A 21,325-nucleotide genomic window follows, 5' to 3' on the forward strand; every position below is an offset into this window, starting at 1 on the left:
AACTCAAGGAGTTCAAAATGACTGCGGAATTCATCAGCGTCAGCTTTCCCAATGAATCGAACGACCTCAACCCCATTCCGGACGCACCCGTCGATCCGCGCTTTCTCGAGCGATATGCCCGTGCACTCGACGATTATGGTTTCAACTACACGCTGATCCCCTATTCCTCGTCGTCCTTCGATCCGTTCACGCTCGGCGCCACGGTTCTGGCGCATACGAAGAACATCAAGATCATCGTCGCGCTGCGCCCCAACACGGTCTATCCGACGGTCGCGGCCAAATCGCTCGCCACGCTTGACCAGCTGAGCGGCGGCCGTGTCGTCGTCCACTTCATTGCCGGCGGCAGCGATGAGGAACAGGCTCGCGAAGGCGACTTCCTCAACAAGGAGGAACGTTACGAGCGGCAGGAGGAATATATCCGCATCCTGCGGCTGGCATGGTCCTCGAAGGAGCCATTCGATTTCGACGGCAAATATTACCAGTTCAAGCAGTTCCGCAGCGCCGTGCGCCCGACCAATGGCACGATCCCGATTTCGCTCGGCGGTTCGTCGGACGCGGCCTATCGTATCGGCGGTTCGCTCTGCGACATCTTTGGCCTCTGGGGTGAGCCGCTGGCGGAAACCAAACAGCAGATCGAACGCATCTATGCCGAAGCCGCAAAGGCCGGCCGCACCGATCGCCCACGCATCTGGGTCACCTTCCGGCCGATCGTTGCCGAAACCGACGAACTGGCCTGGGAAAAGGCCCACAAGGTGCTCGATCAGCTGACCGCCAACCGTGAAAAGGGGCTCCATCGCGCACCGGTCAACGCGCCCGCACCGGCCAATGTCGGTTCCCAGCGCCTGCTCGATATTGCCAAGCGCGGCGATGTGCATGACCGGGCACTCTGGTACCCGACCGTGACCGCCACCAATGCCAGCGGCGCCACCACGGCGCTTGTCGGCTCACCGCGCACCATCGCCGACAGCATCCTCGATTATATCGATCTCGGCTGCGACCTGATCTCGATCCGCGGTTACGACAATTACAACGATGCCGTCGATTACGGTCGCTACATCCTGCCTCTGGTGCGCGAGGGCATTCGCGAGCGTGAGGAAGCCAGAAAGAAGGCCGCCGCATGAGCCTCGACCGGATCGTTTCCCAGCACACCATAGATACGATTTCGGCTGCGGCGCCGGAAGCGGATCGCACCGGCCAGTTTCCATGGGCGGGCATTCGCGCCGTCCATGAAGCCGGCCTTCTCGAAGCGACCGTCGCCACCCGTTATGGCGGCAAGGGCGGCACGCTCGGTGATGCCGCCCGCATTCTCGCAGGCCTCGGGCGCGGAGACCCGTCGGTGGCGCTGATCAGCGCCATGACGATCTTCAACCATCTCGGCCAGGCGACGAAAAATCACTGGCCGGAAGATCTCTACAAAAGCCTGCTGGCGGAGGCGAAACAGCGGCCGCTTCTCATCAATGCCGCCCGCGTGGAGCCTGAACTCGGATCGCCGGCGCGCGGCGGCCTGCCCGCTACCAAGGCCCGGCGCACGGCAAACGGCTGGTCGATTTCCGGCCACAAACGTTTCGTGACGGGTGCCCATGGCCTCACGCATTTTCTCGTCTGGGCACATACCGACGCGACGCCTGCGCGGGTCGGCACATTCGTCGTGCCGAACGGGTTGCCGGGCATCAACGTGATCGAGAACTGGACCAGCCTTGGTATGCGCGCCACCGGTTCACACGATGTCGAATATGTCGAGGTCGAAATTCCTCTCGAAAACGCCATCGATCTGGTCGATCCCTCGGTTGCCGAACAGGACAACCGCGCCCATGCCGCCATCAATCTGGCACTGACGGCGATCTATCTGGGTGCAGCGGAAGCGGCACAGGCGGCATTCAGCCGGTTTGCACACGAACGCGTGCCGACTAATCTCGGCCATGCCGTTGCCAAGACGGAGCGTTTCGTCACGCTGTCGGGCGAAATCGACCTTCTCGTATCCGGCGCAAGACAGCTCATCTTCGGCACGCTGGATGCGAAACAGGTGGAAGCCGAAAGCCTGATCAGGGCGAGAATTCTCGCCGGACGACAGATCCGCGAGGCGGTGCAGATTGCCGTTCGCGGCCTCGGCAATCCCGGTCTCAGCGCCGACCTTGGGCTGGAACGGCATTTTCGCGATGTCCAGTCGGTGCTGGTCCATGCCCCGCAGGAGGACACGTCGATTTCGATCCTCGGTCGTGCGGCGTTCGACCGGTGGAACCGGGCACAGGCGGAACAGGAGATCTTTTCGACCGCACTGCCAATCCTCAAAACCGCATGACAGCGAAAAATTCCTGAAAGGATTTTCCATGAGCAATGACCTGATCGTCGGTTTTTCGGGCAATCTCTCCCGCCCGTCGAGCACACGGCGTTTCGTGGAGAGCGTGACCGAACAGCTTGGAAACCAGACCGGTCTCGACCATGTCGTGTTCGACATCGAGGATCTCGGCACCTCGCTTGCTGCTGCCCGCTCTGTCTCCGACCTCAATCCCTCGGCACGAAAAATCATCCGCACGATCATCGAGGCGGAAGCGCTGGTGATCGGTTCACCCACCTACAAGGGCAGCTATACCGGCCTGTTCAAGCATGTGTTCGACCTGCTCGATCCGGCCGATCTGCGCGGCAAGCCGATCATCCTGACGGCAACCGGCGGCGGCGAACGGCATTCGCTGGTGGTCGAGCACCAACTTCGGCCGCTTTTCGCCTTTTTCGAAGCCTTTGTCCTGCCGACGGCGATCTATGCCTCGGGCCGTGATTTTACCGATGGCGTGCCGTCACCCGTCATCACCAACCGCGTGGGTCAGGCACTGGCCGAGGCTTCGCTTCTGGTGAGAGCACGCGCCGCCGTCTCGGCGATCGCAGCTGAATAACCCGACCTGCCCTATTTGCGTACATCACCGTACAAAAAGGTAGCAACGGGTTGGATTGCCTCATATCCGCCCTAGTTAATTAAGGGGCGGCAAAAATGAGGTATGAAAATGGCACTGGCTGACAGACTCGCGAAGTTCGAACAGACCAATCAGGTCGCATTCGGCATCATCGAGGCCGAAGCAGCCGCGCGCGAGCAGAAGACCGAACGCCTGCGGCAGGCCCGGCTGATGCAGGCCCGCAAGGCCGAAGAGGAAGACTGAGCAACCTCAATAGAACGTTGCGATGCGATTGCCATCGAGTTCGTGCACACGAAACTCGGTGCCATATATCTCCGACAGGATTTCCTGTCGGACGATATCCGTCGGCGTCCCCTGCAGGAAAAGCCTGCCATCGCGCATGACGACGATGTGGTCTGAATAACAGGACGCGAAATTGATATCGTGCAGGACCATGACGACCGTCTTGCCGAGATCGCGCGCCGAGTCGCGCAGCAGCTTCATCATCGACACCGAATGGCTGATATCGAGATTGTTGAGCGGCTCGTCGAACAGCATGTAATCCGTATCCTGGCACAGCACCATCGCCACGAAGGCGCGCTGGCGCTGGCCGCCGGAAAGTTCATCGAGAAACCGGTGACGCAGATCGGCAAGCCCCAGATAGTCGATGGCGCGCTCGACGTGATCGCGATCCTCCAGCGTTGGGCGGCCTTTACTGTAAGGGTAACGCCCGAAGGTGACGAGATCGGTCACCGTCAAACGGGCCGTCAGATGATTGTCCTGCCGCAGGATCGACAAGCGTCTGGCCAGCACATCACCCGATACATTTGTCACGTCCAGACCATCCACCACGACGCTGCCCGCATCCATCGGCAGCAGACGTGCAATCATCGACATCAGCGTCGACTTGCCGGCGCCGTTGGGGCCGATGATCGAGGTCAGTCCGCCCTTGGGCAACGATAGTGTGACGCCATCGACAACGAGCGTTTTGCCATAGGATTTGCTGACGCCGGAAACCTCGATCATCGGTTGCGCCCTTTCAAAAGGAAGAGGATGAAGAACAGGCCACCGGCAAATTCGATGATGATCGACAGCGCCGTATCGAAGGCAAACAGGCGCTCCAATATTGTCTGGCCGCCTACCAGACAGAGGACCGAGATCAGCACCGCCGCCGGCAGCGTATAACGGTGCCGGCTGGCCGGAATGATCAGATAGGCGAGGTTGGCGACGAGAAGCCCGAAGAACGTGACCGGTCCAACGAGTGCGGTCGACACGGAGATGAGGATGGCGACGAGGATGAGAATTCTTGTCGTTGCTGCCTGATAATCGAGCCCCAGCGAGATCGCCATGTCGCGCCCCAGCGCCAGCACATCAAACGTATCGCGCATGCGCCAGATGAAAACGCTCACCCCGGCCACCAGCACGGCGGAAACGCCGACAAGCGTACCATCGGTGATGTTGAAACTTGCAAACAGGCGATCCTGCAGCACGACGAAATCATCCGGATTGATGATGCGTTGCAGGAAACCGGACAGGCTGCGGAACAGCACACCGAGCACGATGCCGACCAGAACAAGCAAATGAATATTCTGCGCATGGCCGGAGAAAAGAAAGCGGAACAGCAGCAGCGAAAAACCGACCATGGCCGCGACCTCGACGATGAACATCAATCGCGGATCGATGGCGGAGGTGGCCGCAGCACCGAGCGTGAAAACGAGCACGGTCTGAAGCAGCACGTAAAGCGCATCAAAACCCATGATCGACGGCGTGAGGATACGGTTGCCGGTAATGGTCTGGAACAGCACGGTCGAGACCGAGATCGCATAGGCGACGATGATCAGTGCAGCGAGCCTTGTGCCGCGAAAACTCAGCACGAAGGACCAACTGCCGCGCGCACCCCATGTCATGAAGGCGACGGCGGAGACCAGTGAAAGCACTGCAAGAATGGACAGCGTGACCAGAGAGGTTTTGCGCAAAACGTCAGGCGACACGGTTGCGCCTCCCGATCAGCAGGTAAAGGAAAAACAGGCTGCCGACGATGCCGAGCACTGCGCCGACAGGGATTTCAAAAGGCGCGTTTATGATCCGGCCGATGATATCGCAGACCAGCACCAGGGCTGCTCCACAAAGGCCGATCCACGGCAGGCTGCGGCGCAGATTGTCTCCCATGATCATGCTGACCACATTGGGCACGATCAGGCCGAGAAACGGCACCACACCGGCGGTGACGACGACACAGGCCGTCACCATGGAGACGATGACCAGGCCCAATGCCATGACCTTGCGATAGTTGAGCCCGAGATTGCTGGAAAAATCCTCGCCCATGCCGGCGACAGTAAAACGGTCGGCCGCGACATAGGCGGCGATCGTCAAAGCAAAGGCGACCCAGAGGATTTCATATCGCCCGCGCAGGACGACGGAAAAATCGCCGCTCGCCCAGGCGCCCATGGATTGCAGGAGATCGAAACGGTAGGCGAAAAACGTCGTGACAGCACTGATCATGCCACCCAGCATGATACCGACCAGCGGCACCATCAGGATCGATCGCAGCGGAATGGCGCGCAGGATGGAGAGAAACAGTGCCGTGCCGGCCATGGAAAAGGCCGCCGCCACCAGCATTTTTGCGATCACCGGCATATCCGGTGCGATCAGCAGCACCGTGAGCATGCCGAGGCCTGCGGATTCCACCGTGCCGGCAGTGGACGGTTCGACAAACCGGTTGCGGGCCAGCATCTGCATGATCGTGCCGGCAATGGCCATGCCGGAACCGGCAAGCACCAGCGCAACGGTGCGCGGCACCCGGCTGGCCACCAGCACCATCAGGTCCCGCTGATCGGCCGCACCTGCAAAAAGGTCGAGTGGCGAAACATCGCGCACGCCGACGAACAGGCTCACGAAGGCCAGAATGACGGTCAGCAGCAGGGCGGGCAGGAAGAATTTCAGCGGCAAATTCAGATAATCCGGAAAAGGATGAACCGCGCGGGGGAGCGCGGTTCACTCAGCAACTGGCGTTTATGGATGATACGTCAGTTCGTGCTGATTGCCTTGGAAAGGTCATCCACGGTGTTCTGCATCGAGGTGATGCCGCCGCCAACCAGATACCAGGCGACCGGATCGAGATACACGACGTGATTGCTCTTCCATGCCGTCGTCTGGCCGACCACCTCGTTGTCGAGCATCTTCTTGGCGGCACCGTCACGGCCGATGGCGGCATCGCGATCGATCACGAACAGCCAGTCCGGGTTCTTTTCGAGAATGTATTCATACGAGCTCGGATTGCCATGCGTGCCCTTGGCGCCGGTTTCCTCGGCAGGCACAAAACCGTAGTCGGAAAACAGCATGCCGAAACGCGAGCCCGGACCATAACTGCTCATCTTGCCGCCGGTGGTCAGCACCAGCAGCGCCTTGCCCTGCTGGCCGGCCTTTGCCTTGAGATCGGCGGTGGAAGAGGCCAGCTTTTCAAGAAGCGCTTCGGCTTCCTTTTCCTTGCCGAAAATCTTGCCGAGGCTGCGAACGTTTTCCTGCGCTTCCGACAGGAAATTTTCGGCCTTGACCGTCAGGTCGATGGTCGGGGCGATCTTGGCGAGATCGTCGAACTTGGCGCTGGAGCGACCGGCGACGATGATCAGATCCGGTTCGGCGGCGTTGACGGCCTCATAATCCGGTTCGAAGAACGTGCCGATCTTCGCGACGTCCTCGCCTGCATATTTCGAAAGATAAGCCGGCTTGTTGCCCGCCGGCACGCCGGACACCTCGATGCCTAAAGCGGTCAGGGTGTCGAGTGCGGCCAGATCGAAGGTCAGAACCTTTTTGGGCACTTCGGAAAATGTCGCCTCGCCCTTGGCGTGCTTGATGGTGACGTCTGCGGCGCTGGCACTGGTGCCTGCAAATCCGAAGGAAATGGCCGTGGTCATCAGAGCCATGGCAAGCCGCAAAGGCCGCTTCATCGTCGTCATCAAGGTTCCCCTGTCGTGGCCGATGCCAGTGCGGATCAAGGCTCTGTCATCGATCAAAATCTAAGTTGAGTAATTATGTACACTTATGTAGGGAGAGCTGATGGGTCAATCGATGTCATTTAGAGACGATCTAAATTGCACATCTTGCAAAACGGCAGGCATGGCGAGGCGATAAGGCATGGCAGACGACAGGCGCAGCCTCGGCAGAAAAGTGGATGACAGCGGCGCGGGCGCGTTCAATCAGGTCAAACTGCTCATCGCCTTCGATGCCTTGCTGCGTGAAGGGAGTGTCAGCCGCGCCGCCGAAAGCCTGAAACTGCAGGTCTCGGCGGTCAGCCGCATGCTTGCGGAGCTGCGCAAGCTTTATGACGATCCGATCTTCATTCGCACCGGACAGGGCATGCGGCCGACACCTTTCGCCGAATCCCTGCGTCTGCGTGTGAGAGGCCATGCATCCGAAACAGAATTATTGCTGGCTGTGAACGGCAGCACGCCATTGGCACCGGCGCCGAACCTTGCTGCGTCCCCGCCCGAGCCAACGGCAGCGGCACCTTCACCCTCCCCGGATGACTGGGCAGTCGAGACCCGAACAAACATCGTGCCGCTTTCCGTGACCCCCGCCGATCAGCTAGAAGCCGCGCCGACCCCGCGCCATTTCGCCGTCCGTATCGCGGCGATCGGCGACAATGCCGATCCACACCGGCGGCTGGCGCGTTACATTGCCACGACGGCACCCGGCCCCGGCCGCAGCCGACCGCTGACGCAGGAGGAAGCGCGCGATGCGCTTGCCCTCATTCTCGACGGTCAGGCCGATCCCTTGCAGGTCGGGGCGCTGCTGATGACGATCCATTATCGTGGCGCCAGCGCCGGCGAACTGGCCGGTTTTGCCGAGGCCATCCGCGCGACGATCACGCTTCCCGCAAAATTCACGCGGCCTGACCTCGACTGGCCGGCCTATATGTCTCCCAAGGTGCGCAGCGCGCCATGGTTTCTGCACGCCGCGCGGCTGGTGGCCATGGCGGGTCACAAGGTGCTTCTGCATGGCCATTACGGCAGCGGCCCGGAAAGCGGAAAACTGGAAGCGGCGGCGGAGGATGCGGGCATTCCGGTTTGCCTGACGCTGGCAGACGCCAGCATGGCTTTGGCCGCAGGCGGGATCGCCTTCACGCCGCTCGGTTCACTGGCGCCGCAGACGCGCAGCCTGCTTGGCCTGCATGCCATGTTCGAAATGCGCAATCCGCTGCATTCCGCCATTCACATGATCAATCCGATAGGCGCGAAAACCTCGATCCTCGGCGCATCACAATCATCCCGCCGCGATCTCTACCGCGATGTGGCCCGGCATCTCGACCTGCCCAATATCGCGCTGATCGGTTCGGTACGCGACGTGGCGGAATTTACGCCCGGCCGCATGGTCAAGATTTTTCGCATGACGTCCGGCATCGATGCCGATCTGACTGTCCCAGCTGGAAAGAAGCTCAAGCCCGGCACCAGCGGCATGCTGACCCAGCGCGAATACTGGCAGGCGATCTGGTCCGGCGCGGCGCGGGACGACTGGGCGGAGGCGGTGATCGTGAAAACGGCAGCGGTAGCGTTTCTGGCGCTTACGGGTGATCCCCAAGCAGGTTTCGACGATTGCCTGAAACGGGCGAGCGAACTGTGGGCCGTGCGCAAGCGATAGGCTGCATGCCCGAATGGGGCAGGCAAACGCGAAGGCTTTTCGCGTTTGCCGTCATCGAAAAAATCAGAAGGTCTTGGTGACGCTCAGCCAGAAACGGCGACCTTCCATCGTGGTGTTGAAGTCGGTCTGCTCCACTTTCTTGTCGAAGACGTTATAGATGGCGCCATTCACAGTGACACTGTCGTTGACCGCATATTTCGCGCCGAAATCGACCATCGTGTAAGGATCGTATTTCCGCCCAGTCGCGCCATTGATGGTGACCGGCGTGCCGTTGGAGCCGATACGCGCGCCGGACGCGATTTCCTCACCGTGATAGTTGACCGAAACCCATGCCTCCAAGCCTTCGACCGGGGTGGTCCAGTCGGCGCGGACATTGGCGATATGCTCCGGCGTACGGGCAAGCGGGAAGCCGGCATAGGCACCGGTCTGCTGTTCCGAATGCGTATAGGTATAGCTGCCGCGGAAGGAGAGATCCGCTGTCGCATGCCAGGTGGCGGTCAGTTCCAGCCCCTGAATGATCGCGTCGTCGATATTGTAGTTATACCAGAGGCGGTAGTTCGGATCCTCGCTCCAGCGCACCGGATTGCCGGCCGCATCGGTGACGAGAGCATTGGCGATCTTGTCCTTGAAGTCGGTGTAGAAATAGGTGGCACCGAGGCTGAGATCGCCATTGTCCCACAGCGCGCCGATTTCATAACTCGTGCTGGTCTCGGCCTTCAGGCTCGGATCGGCGATGATGACGCCGCAGGTGCCGGTCGGACCATAGGAGCAACCGCCGCCACCCGTCGTATAGGCGTAACCGGGCGCGATGCTGCGGATATCCGGCGCGCGGAAACCGGTGGAAATACCGCCCTTGATGGTCAGGTCGTTGGTGGCATTCCAGACACCGTAGAGACGCGGGCTGAGGTGATAACCGTATTCCTCGTGATGGTCGCTTCGAAGACCGGCCGTCAGCGCAAAGTCATCCCAGATGCGCCATTCATCCTCGGCGAAGATCGCCCATTGCGTCGCTGAAAAGGATTCTGTCACACCCGTCCGGCGGCCGGGATTCTGGTCACGCAGATGCGCTTCAAAATACTGGCCGCCGGTGACCAGCGTATGGGAGCCAAGCAATTCGAACGGGGTCGTAAACTTGCCATCGATGACGGTGTTGCGAATTTCCGGCGCACGCGCGTTACGAACGAAGGCATCGCGTGCGGCATTAAACGTGTAGTTCTCGCGCTGCGCCCATTCCTGCAGAATGGAAAATTCCGAAGTCGTCGGTCCCCAGCGGCCGGTATGCGACAGCGACCAGTGATCGCGGCCGTTCTGGTTATAGGTGCCGTTGGCACCGGCGGCCAGCGTGTTGGGGGCGGAGGCCACGCGGCGCACGTTCTGGCGGCCGGCTTCGAGGATGATATCGTGATCTTCGTTCGGCGTCAGCGACAGGCGACCGGTGAGATCGAATTCCTTGGCCGATGTCGTGCCGCTCAGGAACCGGTCTTCGGAGCGGGTCAGGCCGCGTCCCCAGATCTGCAGGCCGAGCGTATCCTGAATGACCGGACCATTGGCATAAAACGATGCCTGGCCGGAATTGCCGAATTTCGAATGCTGCTGCACCGTCGCATCGGTGGAAACGCTGCCGGACCAGACATCGGACACTTTGCGGGTGATGATGTTGATGACACCGCCCATGGCGTCCGAACCGTAAAGCGACGACATCGGTCCGCGCACGACTTCTATTCGCTCGATGGCGGCAGCCGGCGGCATGAAATTCTGCTCGTAACCGGAATTGCCGTTGGTGCGCGCATCACGCGTGCTCTGCCGTTTGCCATCGACGAGGATCAGCGTGTAGGCACCCGGCAGGCCACGGATAAAGATGTCCTTTTCATTGGCCACGCCGGTGACGGCCACACCCTGCACTTCGCGCAGCGCATCGGTCAGGTCGCGATAGGCGCCCTTTTCGAGATCCTCGCGGGACACAACCGTAATGCTCGCCGGCGCTTCCTTGACGTTCTGGGCAAAACCGGAGGCCGTGACGACGATCTGTTGGAGAAGAGTGGTTTCCTCTTCCTGTTGCGCATACGCAGCAGGCGAAAAACCAAGCGCCGTGCCGGCCAGTGCCAAGGCGAGATAACGGCGAGAAATGCCTGTGTTTGCGCTGCGTGTGACGGCGCGACGATCGAGCTGGGGCTCCGGCTCAACGAGATACTGCATCATGTCCCCCGACATTAATATGACAAAACAAGTCCACTTAATGAATGGGGCTTTAAGGGGTCAACGCGGATGTTTTAGAGACATTCCAAGTTCTAAAATACGCAAAATGGAAGGCAGGGAGCGATCGCCCCCTGCCCCATCATTTAACGACGTTTCTTCTTGCGCCACGGCGCATCGCGCTGCCAGTCACCGGCCATGATGCTGCCGAACGGGATCACCTCATCGACCACTTCGGCAAGGCCGTAATGTTCGATCTGGGCCCGCACGTTTGCGGCCGATTTGTAGGCGCTCGGCAGTTCGGAAATATCCGCATTGCCGGAGAAGAAACGCGCATCGAGACCCACCGTTTCCTTCGCCATGATCTCGGCGATGTTGTTCGGGCTCAATCCACGCTGATCCGCACCATATTCCTCGCCAAGGCGACGAATATGGGCGCTGCGCGAAAAATTACGGCCGGCCCCATGTGGCGAGAAACCAAGGCCGTTTGCGGCGTTCGATCCGCGTACGATCAGGATCGGTTCCGCCATGTTGAGCGGAATGATCGTCAGATCGGTCGCATCGTCGGCCCAGCCATCGAAGGCCGGCGTCGCACCCTTGCCGTGATAGAAGAGACCATCCGACTTCCGGAACACGAAATTATGTTCGTTCCAGAAGCGGTCCGACACTTTTGCCGCAAGCTTTTCCGCCGCCATGTCGTGCAGGATATAATGGTTCTCCTTCGTCCACTGGCGGATGATCTGCAGAGCGGACCAATACTGGTCGCCTTCCTCGGTATCCGCCGGGATCCAGGCATTGTCACGGTGCGTTTCGGGCGAGATCAGCTCGCGAAACTTGTTCGCAACCTTCATGCCACGCTCGTAGAGCCGCGCACCCGGCGCACGCGAACCGTGATGGGTAACAAGCACCGTTTCGCCGGTCGATTTCATCGTGCCGACATAGGCAAAATGGTTGCCATCACCCTGCGTTCCAAAATGCTCGATGCCGACATTCAGCGCCGCACCGGTAAGATACGGGTTCTGATGGAAGGCGGCGAGCGTCGCTTCAGAGGGCTTGATCCGCTGATCGGCGGCACGTCCACCCGGACCAAAGTGGGTCACGGAATGGATGGCATCCAGCAGCGCCTTCGGGTCCACACCCGGAAACACGGAAATTGCCATCGAGCAGCAGATATCGGCCGAATGCATGCCCGGATGAATGGCTTCCGAGGCAACCACACCGCCGACCGGAATGGTCCCGACCGGACCGGCCGGGCAGGCATCAGGCATGATGGCTGCAGCACGAACAACCGGGGTACGGGCAAGCGCGCGCATCGTTGCGTTCACCTTCTCGACATTGTCCTGCTCGAAGGCGTTTTCGGCACGGATGTTCGAATAGATCTCGATATCCCCTTCCAGTCGCAGCGGCACAGTTGGCGCCGGCTGGAAAACGCGGGCTGCGGCGAGCGCCACATCCATCGAGCCACCTTCGCTCAGCACCTTGTTGGCAGCATCGAGCGCGGGGCGAAACCACTTGCCCTGCGGCATGCCTGCATCGATCAAATCCTGTCCGCTTACGATCTCAATCATTTGTCTATCTGCGTTTGCAGTCCTTCTGTTCCATTCGGTGTACGACTGCCGGGCGGCATATTCCGCCCGACATTTTTCTTCAAAAAACCAGCAGCGGCGACGAGGTTGGACGAAAGCGGGTGGCCCCGCCCGTGCCAGAGAGCGCTGCCCGAGATGGGAGTCGAACCCATCAGACCACCCTATGGTGGCGACTGTAATTTCGTCCGGCATTCGCCGCTGCATTTCGGTCGTGGCGACCAGTGTTGAGGAAACTTCCGCGTCCACGCCTTGCGGCATCTCTGCGGTGCGGGCCTCGAACCCGCGACCCTTTTAGGGTTACCACTGTAGTTTCCCCGGCATTCGCCACGGTATTTCAGATCATGGCGACAAGGTGTTTTGGAAACATTCCCATCGCTCTATCCGCTGAGCTACCGGCCGATCGTGTCGAACCGGGCGGGATTTGAACCCGCGACCTATGGATTGACTGTAGTTCCCAAGGCATTCGCCATGCATTTTCATCTCTGTCCTTATCAGTGCGGCGACAAGGGTTTGCGAAACATGAGGCAGATGTCTCCGCCCCAGCGTAAGAGGCTGTAGTTTCGCAGGCATTCGCCGCGTCTTTCCTTCATTCCGGTCATGGCGACTAAAAAATCAGAAGAAACATTTTCGGATAAAGCGAGTGTAGTTTCTTCCGGCATTCGCCATGTCATTCAAGTCATTTCAAATTCGTCCGTGACGACGAAAGGTGGTGGAACGCCTGCTCTGACCGCTGAGCTACGAGGTCATGGTTTGGAGACCTCGGCGGGATTCGAACCCGCGACCTGGAGATTAGGAGTCTGTAGTTCCATCCGGCATTCGTCACGGTGCCCTGCGCCTTTCACTTCAGGCGCAGGACGTTTTTCAAAGATCGATCGCCTCGATCCGGCGCAGCCACTCGTCCGGGCCGGATTTTCCGGCCGCGAAGCTGGTGATCGCACCATAAACGGCATCGGAGAAGCCGCCGATGTTGAGCACATCCGCACCCTTTGCAGGGGTCTGGACATAGGGCTGGATATCGAGGCAGACCAGCTTTGCAGCCGGGTTCAGCCTCTTGATCCGCGCCCATTCGCTCATCATGCCGGTTGCCTGGCCACCACCTCGCGCATCCATCCAGGACTGGTTGTCCGAGACGAAGACGACGAGGTCGACCTTGGCCTTTTCATCGGCCAGCAGCTTCAGCGGAGCGGAACAATTGGTTCCACCACCCCCGACCGCTGCCAGCTTTGCGGCATTGGTCATGACGCTGTCGCGACCGTTGAGCTGCACGCGCACCACGTGGTTTTCGAACGGCAGGACCCGTGTAAAACGGTTCCGCCGCAGGAAAGACGCAGCCACGAGTGCCGCGACATCGATGCATCGCACCGTCGAAGTCGCGCCTGGACGATAACCGGTCACGGGCGAACCCATGGAGCCGGAAACGTCCGGGCAGACCACGACATTGCCACTAACGCTCGGCACGGTGGAGATTGCAGCCTCCATCGCATCCTGCAGCGCATCGGCCACGACCGTCGGGATCGTGTGACCCGTCATCTGCCAGGCGACCAGCAGCTGATAGGGAAACACGCGGGCTTTGCGCACCGTTTCCGGGTCGGAAAGCTTTGCCGCCAGCTTTTCAGCCACACCCGGCACCTCGAACACGCCCTTCCGGGCAAATGTGTTGAGGTTCTGGCGCACCATCTGCCACGAGCCCTTCAGCGCAACCTCGGCCCACTGTTCCTTTGTCAGGTCGAGCGAGGTCAGCATCTGGAACGGCACCGGCGGCAAGGCCAATGTCGTATCCCGCTTGAACGCTTCGAACGCCTTCACCTCGACAGGCAAGGCTGCCACGTCATACGGCTTGCCGATCGCCCAGGCGTAAAGCGCCGCGCGCCCTGCATCCTTCGGCTTCGGGTGCACCATACGGATCACATCCGGCAAAGACGGGTCGTTACCGACCATGGCCTGCAAAAGCTGTTCCACCGTGCGGCTCTCCAGCCATGCCTGCACCATCTTTTTCGGACGCGTTCCGAGCGATTTACGCCCGGTCGTGCCCGACCGCATGACCTGCACGAAACCGCGCAGCATCTTGCCGCTTTTCACCACGCGCGGGAAAGCGCGGGCAAAGGCATCGCTTTCAAGGCCGGAAAGCATGGCCAACAGCATGACCGGCATGTCCTTCATATGGCCCTTTTCGGCGGCATAGACCGCAAGCTTTGCCAGGAACTGCGGCTCGACTTCGGCTGCCAGCTTCACCACGCCCTCCAGCTGCTCGCCGGCACCGGCATAAAAGGTGTCGTTGAACGTGCCGGTGACGGCATACTGCGCCAGCGCCTCACGAGCGCTCAGCTTATAGGCCGGTGCCGCTTCGTGGTTGACTGTGTCCGTGCGGGGCAAAAGCTTGCCGAGATAGGATTTGAAGATTGCCTTGTTCACCATGGCATCACCTCTTTGTTTCGGTTCTGCCAGATACATTTCAAGACGCGTGCCAGTTTGATGCCAGAGCAGCAAAACACGCTGAAATTTCTTATTATCCTGTTGATTTTAAATAAAATAAAAAATCACCGTCATTGGCACGCACAGAAATTGCCCAATTCCACCATGCAGCATATATTATCTTCAAATATACCTTTTATAAATTTGGATAAATCATGAAACGCCGTGTCGCCATCAGCATTCTCGGAACCACGCTCGATATCGGCAAACGCGAGGATCGCTGGAACCGCTGGCGGCCGAATGTCGGCCTTACCCAGCAGCCCGGCCTGTTCTTCGATCGCGTCGAACTGATCCATGATGCGACTTTCGACCGGCTGGCAAAAACTGTCGTCAGCGACATCGAAACCGTGTCGCCCGCCACCGAGGTTCGCCAGAACATCATCAACCTCACCGACCCCTGGGATTTTTCCGAGGTCTATACAAAACTGCGCGATTTCGCCCGCGCCTATGATTTCGATCCCGATGCGGAAGATTATCTCGTCAACATCACCACCGGCACGCATGTGGCGCAGATCTGCTGGTTCTTGCTGACCGAGGCCCGCATCATCCCCGGCAGATTGCTGCAGCTCTCGCCGCCGCGCGATCGTGAGCCGGGTCAGGATTATGCCGGCACGCATGCGGTTATCGATCTCGACCTCTCCCGTTACGACGAGATCGCTACGCGTTTTGCCTCGGAACGTGATGAGGCGACATCCTTCCTCAAATCCGGCATCTCCACCCGCAACGCCGCCTTCAACCGCATGATCGACGAGATCGAGCGCGTGGCGATGCGCTCCACCGCCCCCGTTTTCCTGACCGGTCCGACGGGTGCGGGAAAATCGCAGTTGGCAAAACGGATTTTTGAGCTGAAAAAGGCACAACGAAAAGTCACCGGCCCCTTCGTGGAGGTGAACTGCGCCACCCTGCGCGGCGATCAGGCGATGTCCGCCCTGTTCGGCCACGTGAAGGGCGCCTTTACCGGCGCCTCCGGCGAACGCGCCGGCCTTCTGAAATCCGCCGACAAGGGCGTGCTGTTTCTTGACGAGATCGGCGAACTCGGCCTTGACGAGCAGGCCATGTGCCTGCGCGCCATCGAGGAAAAACGGTTTCTGCCTGTCGGTGCCGACAAGGAGGCTTCTGCCGATTTCCAGCTGATCGCAGGCACCAACCGCGATTTGCGTATAGAAGTGCAAAAGGGCCGCTTTCGCGAAGATCTGTTCGCCCGCCTCAACCTCTGGACCTTTCAGCTTCCGGCTCTTCGTGAACGTCGCGAGGATATCGAGCCCAATCTAGACTTCGAACTGAAGCGTTTTCTGGAGCGCGAGGGCCAGAACGTCACCTTCAATAAGGAGGCGCGCGACCGTTATCTCGCCTTCGCGACCGGGCCGGAAGCGGCATGGAGCGCCAATTTCCGAGACCTGTCCGCCTCGATCACCCGCATGGGAACGCTGGCCCCACAAGGCCGCATCACCATCGATGTGGTGAGTGACGAAGTGCTACGGCTGAAAACCGCCTGGGGGCTCGACACGCAAAAACATGCCGACGATGAATTGCTGATCAACATGCTCGGCGCGGAGCGCGCGGCTGCACTCGACCTTTTCGAGGTGGCGCAGCTGGCAACAGTGCTGAAAACCTGCCGGGATCATGCCACTGCAAGTGCCGCCGGTCGCGCATTGTTTGCGCATTCGAGGCTGGAGAAAAAAAGCTCCAACGATGCCGATCGCCTGAGCAAATATCTGGCGCGATTTGAACTGAAGTTCGAGGATATCCGCCGCAACCGATAACGCCCCTCCGACCCAAACGCCTCGCTTCGTTTCCAACCCCTAAAATGCCACAGGTCTGTTATAGAGGTCAGATGGTGAGGGCAAGATGGCTAGCATCCTCGGGCCGGACGAAACTTCCGGCCCGTCAGGCGGAAAACTCCATTTCGGCGATCGCCTTTCGCAGCAGGGTAATGCCATAGGTTATCCATTCCGGATCAAGCGACGCATAGCCCAGCACCAGCCCGATCTGTTCGTTGCGGCCTGAGGAAAGGGGCGGATCGCAGAGCGGGCGCACCGAATATACGCCGACACCAAGGGATCGCGCCCGCTCAACCAGTTCGTCCTCAGAGGCGGCCGGCAGAAGACGGAACCAGACGACGAGATGTAATCCGGCCGATGTCCCTTCGATATCGACATCCGTTCCGAAATTGGTGCGCAAAGCCGCAATGAGGGTCTGCCGTCGTTTCTGGTTCAGACGTCGCTGCCGCCGGACATGCCGCTCATAGGCGCCACTTTGAATGAGGCCCGCGAGCGCATCCTGATCGAGTAGCGGCGTATGGCGATCCGCCAGTTGCTTGGCGGCCTTGAAAATTGCGATCAAGGGCTCCGGCACGACCACATACCCTATCCGCAACGTCGGCGAGAGTATCTTGGAGACCGTGCCGATATAGATGACCCTGCCGCTGTCGTCGACGGACCAAAGCGGAGGCAAAGGCTTCATGTCGTAGCGATATTCGCTGTCGTAATCGTCCTCGATGATCCAGGCGTTCGTCCGTTTTGCCCAAGCGATGAGGCTGAGGCGCCGCTCGATCGGCAGGATGCCTCCAAGCGGATATTGATGGGAGGGCGTCACATAGGCGAGCTGCGCGCTGATATCGCCAAGGCGCGACGTGTCGAGGCCGGCACTGTCGACTTCGATCGGAATGGCTGCCGCTCCCGTTGTTTCGAACGCCAGCCGCGCCATGGCATAGGACGGATTTTCAATCACGAAGGAATCGTCTTCGTTGAGAAGAAGCCTTCCCAACAGATCGAGTGCCTGCTGGGAGCCGCTGACAATGATGATCTGGTCGGTGCGGCAACTGATCGAGCGGGCACGCCAGAGATAGCCCTGCAAGGCGCGGCGCAGGGCGCTGGTGCCTTCCGGCTCTCCATAGGCGAGCACCTTCGATTTGCGCGAGAGTGCCCGCATCATCGCCTGACGCCAAAGGACTGACGGAAAATCTGCGGATGCAACCTCTCCGTAACGGAAATTGACCACCACGTTTTTCGAGGAAGGCTGGGGCAAAGAGCCGATCGTGACGAGATGCCTGCCATAACGGGACAACGGCGCCTCGATTGCCATGCCATCGGCCTGATCGGTCCTCGGCTCTTCCGCGGTCGGAAACGTCACCGCGACCCGCGGCTGCGCACCCTGGCTTACGGAAATGAAACCCTCGGCCGCCAGTTGATCATATGCCACGCAGACGGTCGTTCGCGACACACCGAGCTCTTTGGCGAGCGACCGGGTCGACGGTATCTTTTCGCCGACGGCATAGACCCCGGATACAACCTGATCACGCAGGCGTTCGTAAATCGCATGAGCACCCAGCCGATATAATTTAGCATCATGTTTTTTAAACTGGACCACTATTTTTCTTCAAAACTGGACGTTCTTATCGGACTTGTTCGCGTCTAGGTATTTACCGACGCCGAAAATCAACCGGCGACACTAATTTTCAGAGTTCATGTCCGCATGGGGGATACATGGCGGTGAATTTGGTCGACATCCGGGGACTCCGAGTCAAAGAGCAACTTTAACACGAAGAACCGTTCACATGGAACCTGCGCCGGGCAAAACCCGCATCAGGTGGACGGACGTGCAGTTGACGACATTGCGCCCATCCTGATCAGCCGAAAAATCCTCGGCGACATGAGGAGGGCGCTGCTCGAACCGGCGCGGACGGAACGCGCCTTCTTGATCAATCAGATCCAACAATCAGCAGACACCATCCGGCAGGGTGAGTTCGGCCACGATACGTGGCGGGAAATGGGAGCGTGACTATGTCCATCAAGGTGATCCTCTCGCAGGGCAGAGCCGCCGACAGATCGGCCATGACCCTCAAGGGAGCCGCGCTGACCGCGCAGGCGCTGGCAGACGAGTTCGGCGCCTATCCAACGACGGTCGGAACCCCCGCCCCACCTGCGGTCGATGACTGGACCGATAGTCTGGCGCAGGCCAGGCCGACACTGCTCTCCATCAGGAATGCAGTCGCGAAAAGCATTCTGAACGGCGAACTGACCGTTCTTGTTGCCAATACCTGCTCGATCAGCCTGGCGTCACTTCCGATCGTGGCGCGGGAATTCCCTGACGCTGCGCTGCTCTGGATCGACGCGCATGGTGATTTCAACACGCCGCACACAAGTGCCTCCGGTTATCTTGGCGGCATGGTTGTGGCTGCCGCATGCGGCCTGTGGAACAGCGGCCATGGCTCAGGGCTCGATCCCAGCAATGTCATTTTCGTCGGCGCGCGTGATATCGACCCCGCGGAACAGACGCTGATCGATCGGTTCGGCGTTCAGGTCATTGCGCCGGCAGCGGTGACCCCTGCCGCCATTCTCGAGGCCGTTGGCGAGCGCAAGGTATGGGTCCATATCGACTGGGATGTTCTGGAGCCGGGTTACGTTCCTGCGGACTATGATGTCCCCGGCGGGCTGTTGCCGGAACAGATCGGCGTCATTCTGCAGGCTCTGGGTCCGGACCGCGTACTCGGCCTGGAACTGGCGGAATATCAGGCGCCGGACGACCCGCAGCTATCGAAAATGGCACTCGCCACGATCATAAAAACGGTCAGCCCCCTGTTGGGACGGGTCACCGTGGACAGCCTGTAGACCCGGCATCGGGCAGCCGACGAAAACACGACATTCACCGATTGCGCATCGCATCGCCAGGCACAGCTGTGCCTGCAGCCAGGAACCGTGTCGGAACGGAAGAGTCCGGCGGAACGTAGAGGGGGGAACATGTTCGCCGATATTGCTCATGAACGACGCCTGATCACACCCGGAAAGATGTTCGCCAGACGCGCACTCGAAGACGGCGATGCAGTCTTTTCCCCATGGCAGAGCCACGCCTTCAACGATTTTGCCGACCGGATCTCCGACGAGAGCTTTCCGTGCCTGTTCGGACGCAAGGCATGGAAGGCCGGTACGATCCGTTTCGTGTTTGCCGAATGCGGTCCGGGCCGCGACTGCAGCCAGGCTCTGGCCGGGCTTCTCGAATATACCGATTTCATTCGGGAGGTCGATGTCAGCGAGCGGCTGCTCGTACCGCTTGTCGTGTTTGTCGAAAGCTCGCAGCTGGCGGATGTGCCGCATCACCGGTTGGCTTGGGACCTTTTGAACTGGCTGCACGCCAGAGACCCCGCGCCCTGGCCCGATGGCGTGGCAACGGCACCCGACGATCCGGACTGGTGCTTCTGCTTTAATGGCGTGCAGCTGTTCGTGAACATGAGCACGCCGGACCATGTGGCGCTGCGCAGCCGCAACCTCGGACAATTCCTGACGCTGATCATCAATCCGCGGGAAAATTTCGATGTCGTCGCCTGCGCCGACAGCCGCAGCGGCCGTCTCGTTCGAGACAATATTCGCCGCCGTGTCGCCGCCTATAACGGTGGAGCTGTCCCGCATGAGCTGGGTTTTTACGGAGACCCCGACAATCGCGAATGGCTGCAATATCAGCTCGAAGAACCGGGCCTCGAGCGCCCGGCCGAATGCCCGTTCAAACCGGGCGGTGACCGCTCAGCGGCGCCTTCGCCTTCCATCCATGCCCCCGTCAAACCGTCGGGAGATCATCCTTTGCCCCACTCTGCGGAGAACGACAATGACCAGCCCAAGTGAGAGAAGCCGCGGCCTCCTCGAAATGATTGCAGCCATGATCGTCATGGGTACAGTCGGATACTTCGTCCTGGAGTCCGGTCTGGCATCACATACGGTCGTTTTTTACCGATGTGTCTTCGGGGCGATGTTCCTCGCCCTCTACTGCCTGGCACGCGGTTTTTTCCGCAATACGGGCCTCACCCGCAAAACCCTATTTCTTGCGGGCCTCAGCGGTGTCTTTCTCGTCACCAACTGGGTGATGCTGTTTGCATCCTTTGATGTGGCGTCGATCTCCACCTCGACCGTGATCTATCATACCCAGCCGCTGTTCTTCGTGCTCCTGGGCGCGCTTTTCCTCGGCGACAGCATCACCCGCGACAAGCTCGGCTGGGTGATCATCGCCTTCCTCGGCGTCGTGCTGATCGTGGCACCGGATTTCGAGGGGTTCAGCATGTCATCCAGCCACCTGCTGGGTGTGGCTCTGGCGATCGGCGCCGCGATCTTCTATGCGATCGTTTCGACCATCGTGAAACAGCTCAAGGGCATCAAGCCCCATCTGATCGCGCTCATCCAGGTTGCGGTCGGTGCGGTGATCCTGGTGCCTTTCGCCAATTTCGAGACGGCATCGGGCTTTTCCGGCGCGCAATGGACCGACCTGCTGATCCTGGGCGCCTTCCACACCTGCCTCACCTACATCCTGATGTACTCGGCCTTCCAGAAACTGCCGACCGCCCAGATCGCCGTCTTGTCGTACATCTATCCGGTCGTCGCCATCCTGGTGGACTATTTCGCATACGGCAAGGCGATGCACAGCGTGCAGATCGCAGGCGGCCTGATGATCCTGTTCGCCGGTTACGCCGTGAACCAGAATTATCCGATCTTCCTGCGCAGCAGACGTGCCGTGACCGGAACCTCGCAAGGCCGCGACTGACACGGACCGCCGCATTCCAGCTTGCTC

The 21,325-nt window shown here is 59.9% G+C and carries 17 protein-coding genes; 9 read left to right on the forward strand and 8 right to left on the reverse strand.

Annotated elements, in window-relative coordinates:
• Nucleotides 1–17 precede the first annotated feature (17 nt).
• The 4 genes from J2T09_RS01470 (at nt 18) to J2T09_RS01485 (ending at nt 3,149) form a co-directional block, all read left to right on the forward strand.
• On the forward strand, nt 18–1,121 hold the full coding sequence (locus J2T09_RS01470) for an LLM class flavin-dependent oxidoreductase (protein ID WP_306830297.1): 1,104 nt from the start codon (nt 18–20) through the stop codon (nt 1,119–1,121).
• Complete coding sequence (locus J2T09_RS01475) at nt 1,118–2,299, forward strand: acyl-CoA dehydrogenase family protein (RefSeq protein ID WP_306830299.1); 1,182 nt, start codon at nt 1,118–1,120, stop codon at nt 2,297–2,299. The genes J2T09_RS01470 and J2T09_RS01475 overlap by 4 nt, the downstream gene beginning before the upstream one ends.
• Before the next feature lie 28 nt (nt 2,300–2,327).
• Nucleotides 2,328–2,888, forward strand: coding sequence for an FMN reductase (gene msuE, locus J2T09_RS01480; protein ID WP_306830303.1), 561 nt, complete (start codon nt 2,328–2,330; stop codon nt 2,886–2,888).
• A 108-nt stretch (nt 2,889–2,996) separates the two neighbouring features.
• Entirely contained in the window at nt 2,997–3,149 is a 153-nt protein-coding gene (locus J2T09_RS01485) for a hypothetical protein (RefSeq protein WP_306830304.1), read from the forward strand.
• A 6-nt stretch (nt 3,150–3,155) separates the two neighbouring features.
• On the opposite strand, the gene J2T09_RS01490 is transcribed toward J2T09_RS01485, so the two are convergent.
• The 4 genes from J2T09_RS01490 to J2T09_RS01505 form a co-directional block, all read right to left on the reverse strand.
• On the reverse strand, nt 3,156–3,911 hold the full coding sequence (locus J2T09_RS01490; protein ID WP_306830306.1) for an iron ABC transporter ATP-binding protein: 756 nt from the start codon (nt 3,909–3,911) through the stop codon (nt 3,156–3,158).
• Nucleotides 3,908–4,861, reverse strand: coding sequence for an iron chelate uptake ABC transporter family permease subunit (locus J2T09_RS01495; protein WP_373458359.1), 954 nt, complete (start codon nt 4,859–4,861; stop codon nt 3,908–3,910). Before J2T09_RS01495 ends, J2T09_RS01490 begins: the two co-directional genes overlap by 4 nt.
• A gap of 4 nt (nt 4,862–4,865) precedes the next feature.
• The gene (locus J2T09_RS01500; RefSeq protein WP_306830778.1) at nt 4,866–5,828 is read right to left on the reverse strand and encodes an ABC transporter permease; all 963 of its coding nucleotides are present in this window, start codon (nt 5,826–5,828) and stop codon (nt 4,866–4,868) included.
• A gap of 83 nt (nt 5,829–5,911) precedes the next feature.
• Nucleotides 5,912–6,844: a siderophore ABC transporter substrate-binding protein gene (locus tag J2T09_RS01505; RefSeq protein ID WP_306830780.1), complete on the reverse strand. Its 933-nt coding sequence runs from the start codon at nt 6,842–6,844 to the stop codon at nt 5,912–5,914.
• Between the two features lie 175 nt (nt 6,845–7,019).
• Here J2T09_RS01505 and J2T09_RS01510 point away from each other — a divergent pair, with 175 nt between their 5' ends.
• The gene (locus J2T09_RS01510) at nt 7,020–8,522 is read left to right on the forward strand and encodes a glycosyl transferase family protein (RefSeq protein WP_306830310.1); all 1,503 of its coding nucleotides are present in this window, start codon (nt 7,020–7,022) and stop codon (nt 8,520–8,522) included.
• 63 nt (nt 8,523–8,585) lie between these two features.
• Here the strand turns inward: J2T09_RS01510 and J2T09_RS01515 are convergent, their stop codons facing one another.
• The 3 genes from J2T09_RS01515 to J2T09_RS01525 form a co-directional block, all read right to left on the reverse strand.
• Nucleotides 8,586–10,718, reverse strand: a complete 2,133-nt coding sequence (locus tag J2T09_RS01515; RefSeq protein ID WP_373458325.1) for a TonB-dependent receptor domain-containing protein — start codon at nt 10,716–10,718, stop codon at nt 8,586–8,588.
• Nucleotides 10,719–10,861: 143 nt separating this feature from the next.
• Nucleotides 10,862–12,283 (reverse strand): RtcB family protein, encoded by a 1,422-nt coding sequence (locus J2T09_RS01520; protein ID WP_306830312.1) that lies wholly within the window; start codon nt 12,281–12,283, stop codon nt 10,862–10,864.
• Between the two features lie 879 nt (nt 12,284–13,162).
• On the reverse strand, nt 13,163–14,716 hold the full coding sequence (locus J2T09_RS01525) for an RNA-binding protein (RefSeq protein WP_306830314.1): 1,554 nt from the start codon (nt 14,714–14,716) through the stop codon (nt 13,163–13,165).
• A 212-nt stretch (nt 14,717–14,928) separates the two neighbouring features.
• Here J2T09_RS01525 and rtcR point away from each other — a divergent pair, with 212 nt between their 5' ends.
• Complete coding sequence (rtcR, locus tag J2T09_RS01530; protein WP_306830316.1) at nt 14,929–16,536, forward strand: RNA repair transcriptional activator RtcR; 1,608 nt, start codon at nt 14,929–14,931, stop codon at nt 16,534–16,536.
• A 124-nt stretch (nt 16,537–16,660) separates the two neighbouring features.
• On the opposite strand, the gene pdxR is transcribed toward rtcR, so the two are convergent.
• The gene (gene pdxR / locus J2T09_RS01535) at nt 16,661–18,142 is read right to left on the reverse strand and encodes a MocR-like pyridoxine biosynthesis transcription factor PdxR (RefSeq protein WP_306830318.1); all 1,482 of its coding nucleotides are present in this window, start codon (nt 18,140–18,142) and stop codon (nt 16,661–16,663) included.
• A gap of 413 nt (nt 18,143–18,555) precedes the next feature.
• Here pdxR and J2T09_RS01540 point away from each other — a divergent pair, with 413 nt between their 5' ends.
• The 3 genes from J2T09_RS01540 to J2T09_RS01550 all read left to right on the forward strand — a co-directional run bounded on the left by J2T09_RS01540 (nt 18,556) and on the right by J2T09_RS01550 (nt 21,298).
• On the forward strand, nt 18,556–19,383 hold the full coding sequence (locus J2T09_RS01540) for an arginase family protein (RefSeq protein WP_306830783.1): 828 nt from the start codon (nt 18,556–18,558) through the stop codon (nt 19,381–19,383).
• Between the two features lie 129 nt (nt 19,384–19,512).
• Nucleotides 19,513–20,388, forward strand: a complete 876-nt coding sequence (locus J2T09_RS01545) for a YqcI/YcgG family protein (RefSeq protein ID WP_306830320.1) — start codon at nt 19,513–19,515, stop codon at nt 20,386–20,388.
• On the forward strand, nt 20,372–21,298 hold the full coding sequence (locus J2T09_RS01550; protein WP_306830322.1) for a DMT family transporter: 927 nt from the start codon (nt 20,372–20,374) through the stop codon (nt 21,296–21,298). Before J2T09_RS01545 ends, J2T09_RS01550 begins: the two co-directional genes overlap by 17 nt.
• Nucleotides 21,299–21,325 lie beyond the last annotated feature (27 nt).

It is taken from the genome of Neorhizobium huautlense (assembly GCF_030811685.1).
Classification (GTDB): domain Bacteria; phylum Pseudomonadota; class Alphaproteobacteria; order Rhizobiales; family Rhizobiaceae; genus Neorhizobium; species Neorhizobium huautlense_A.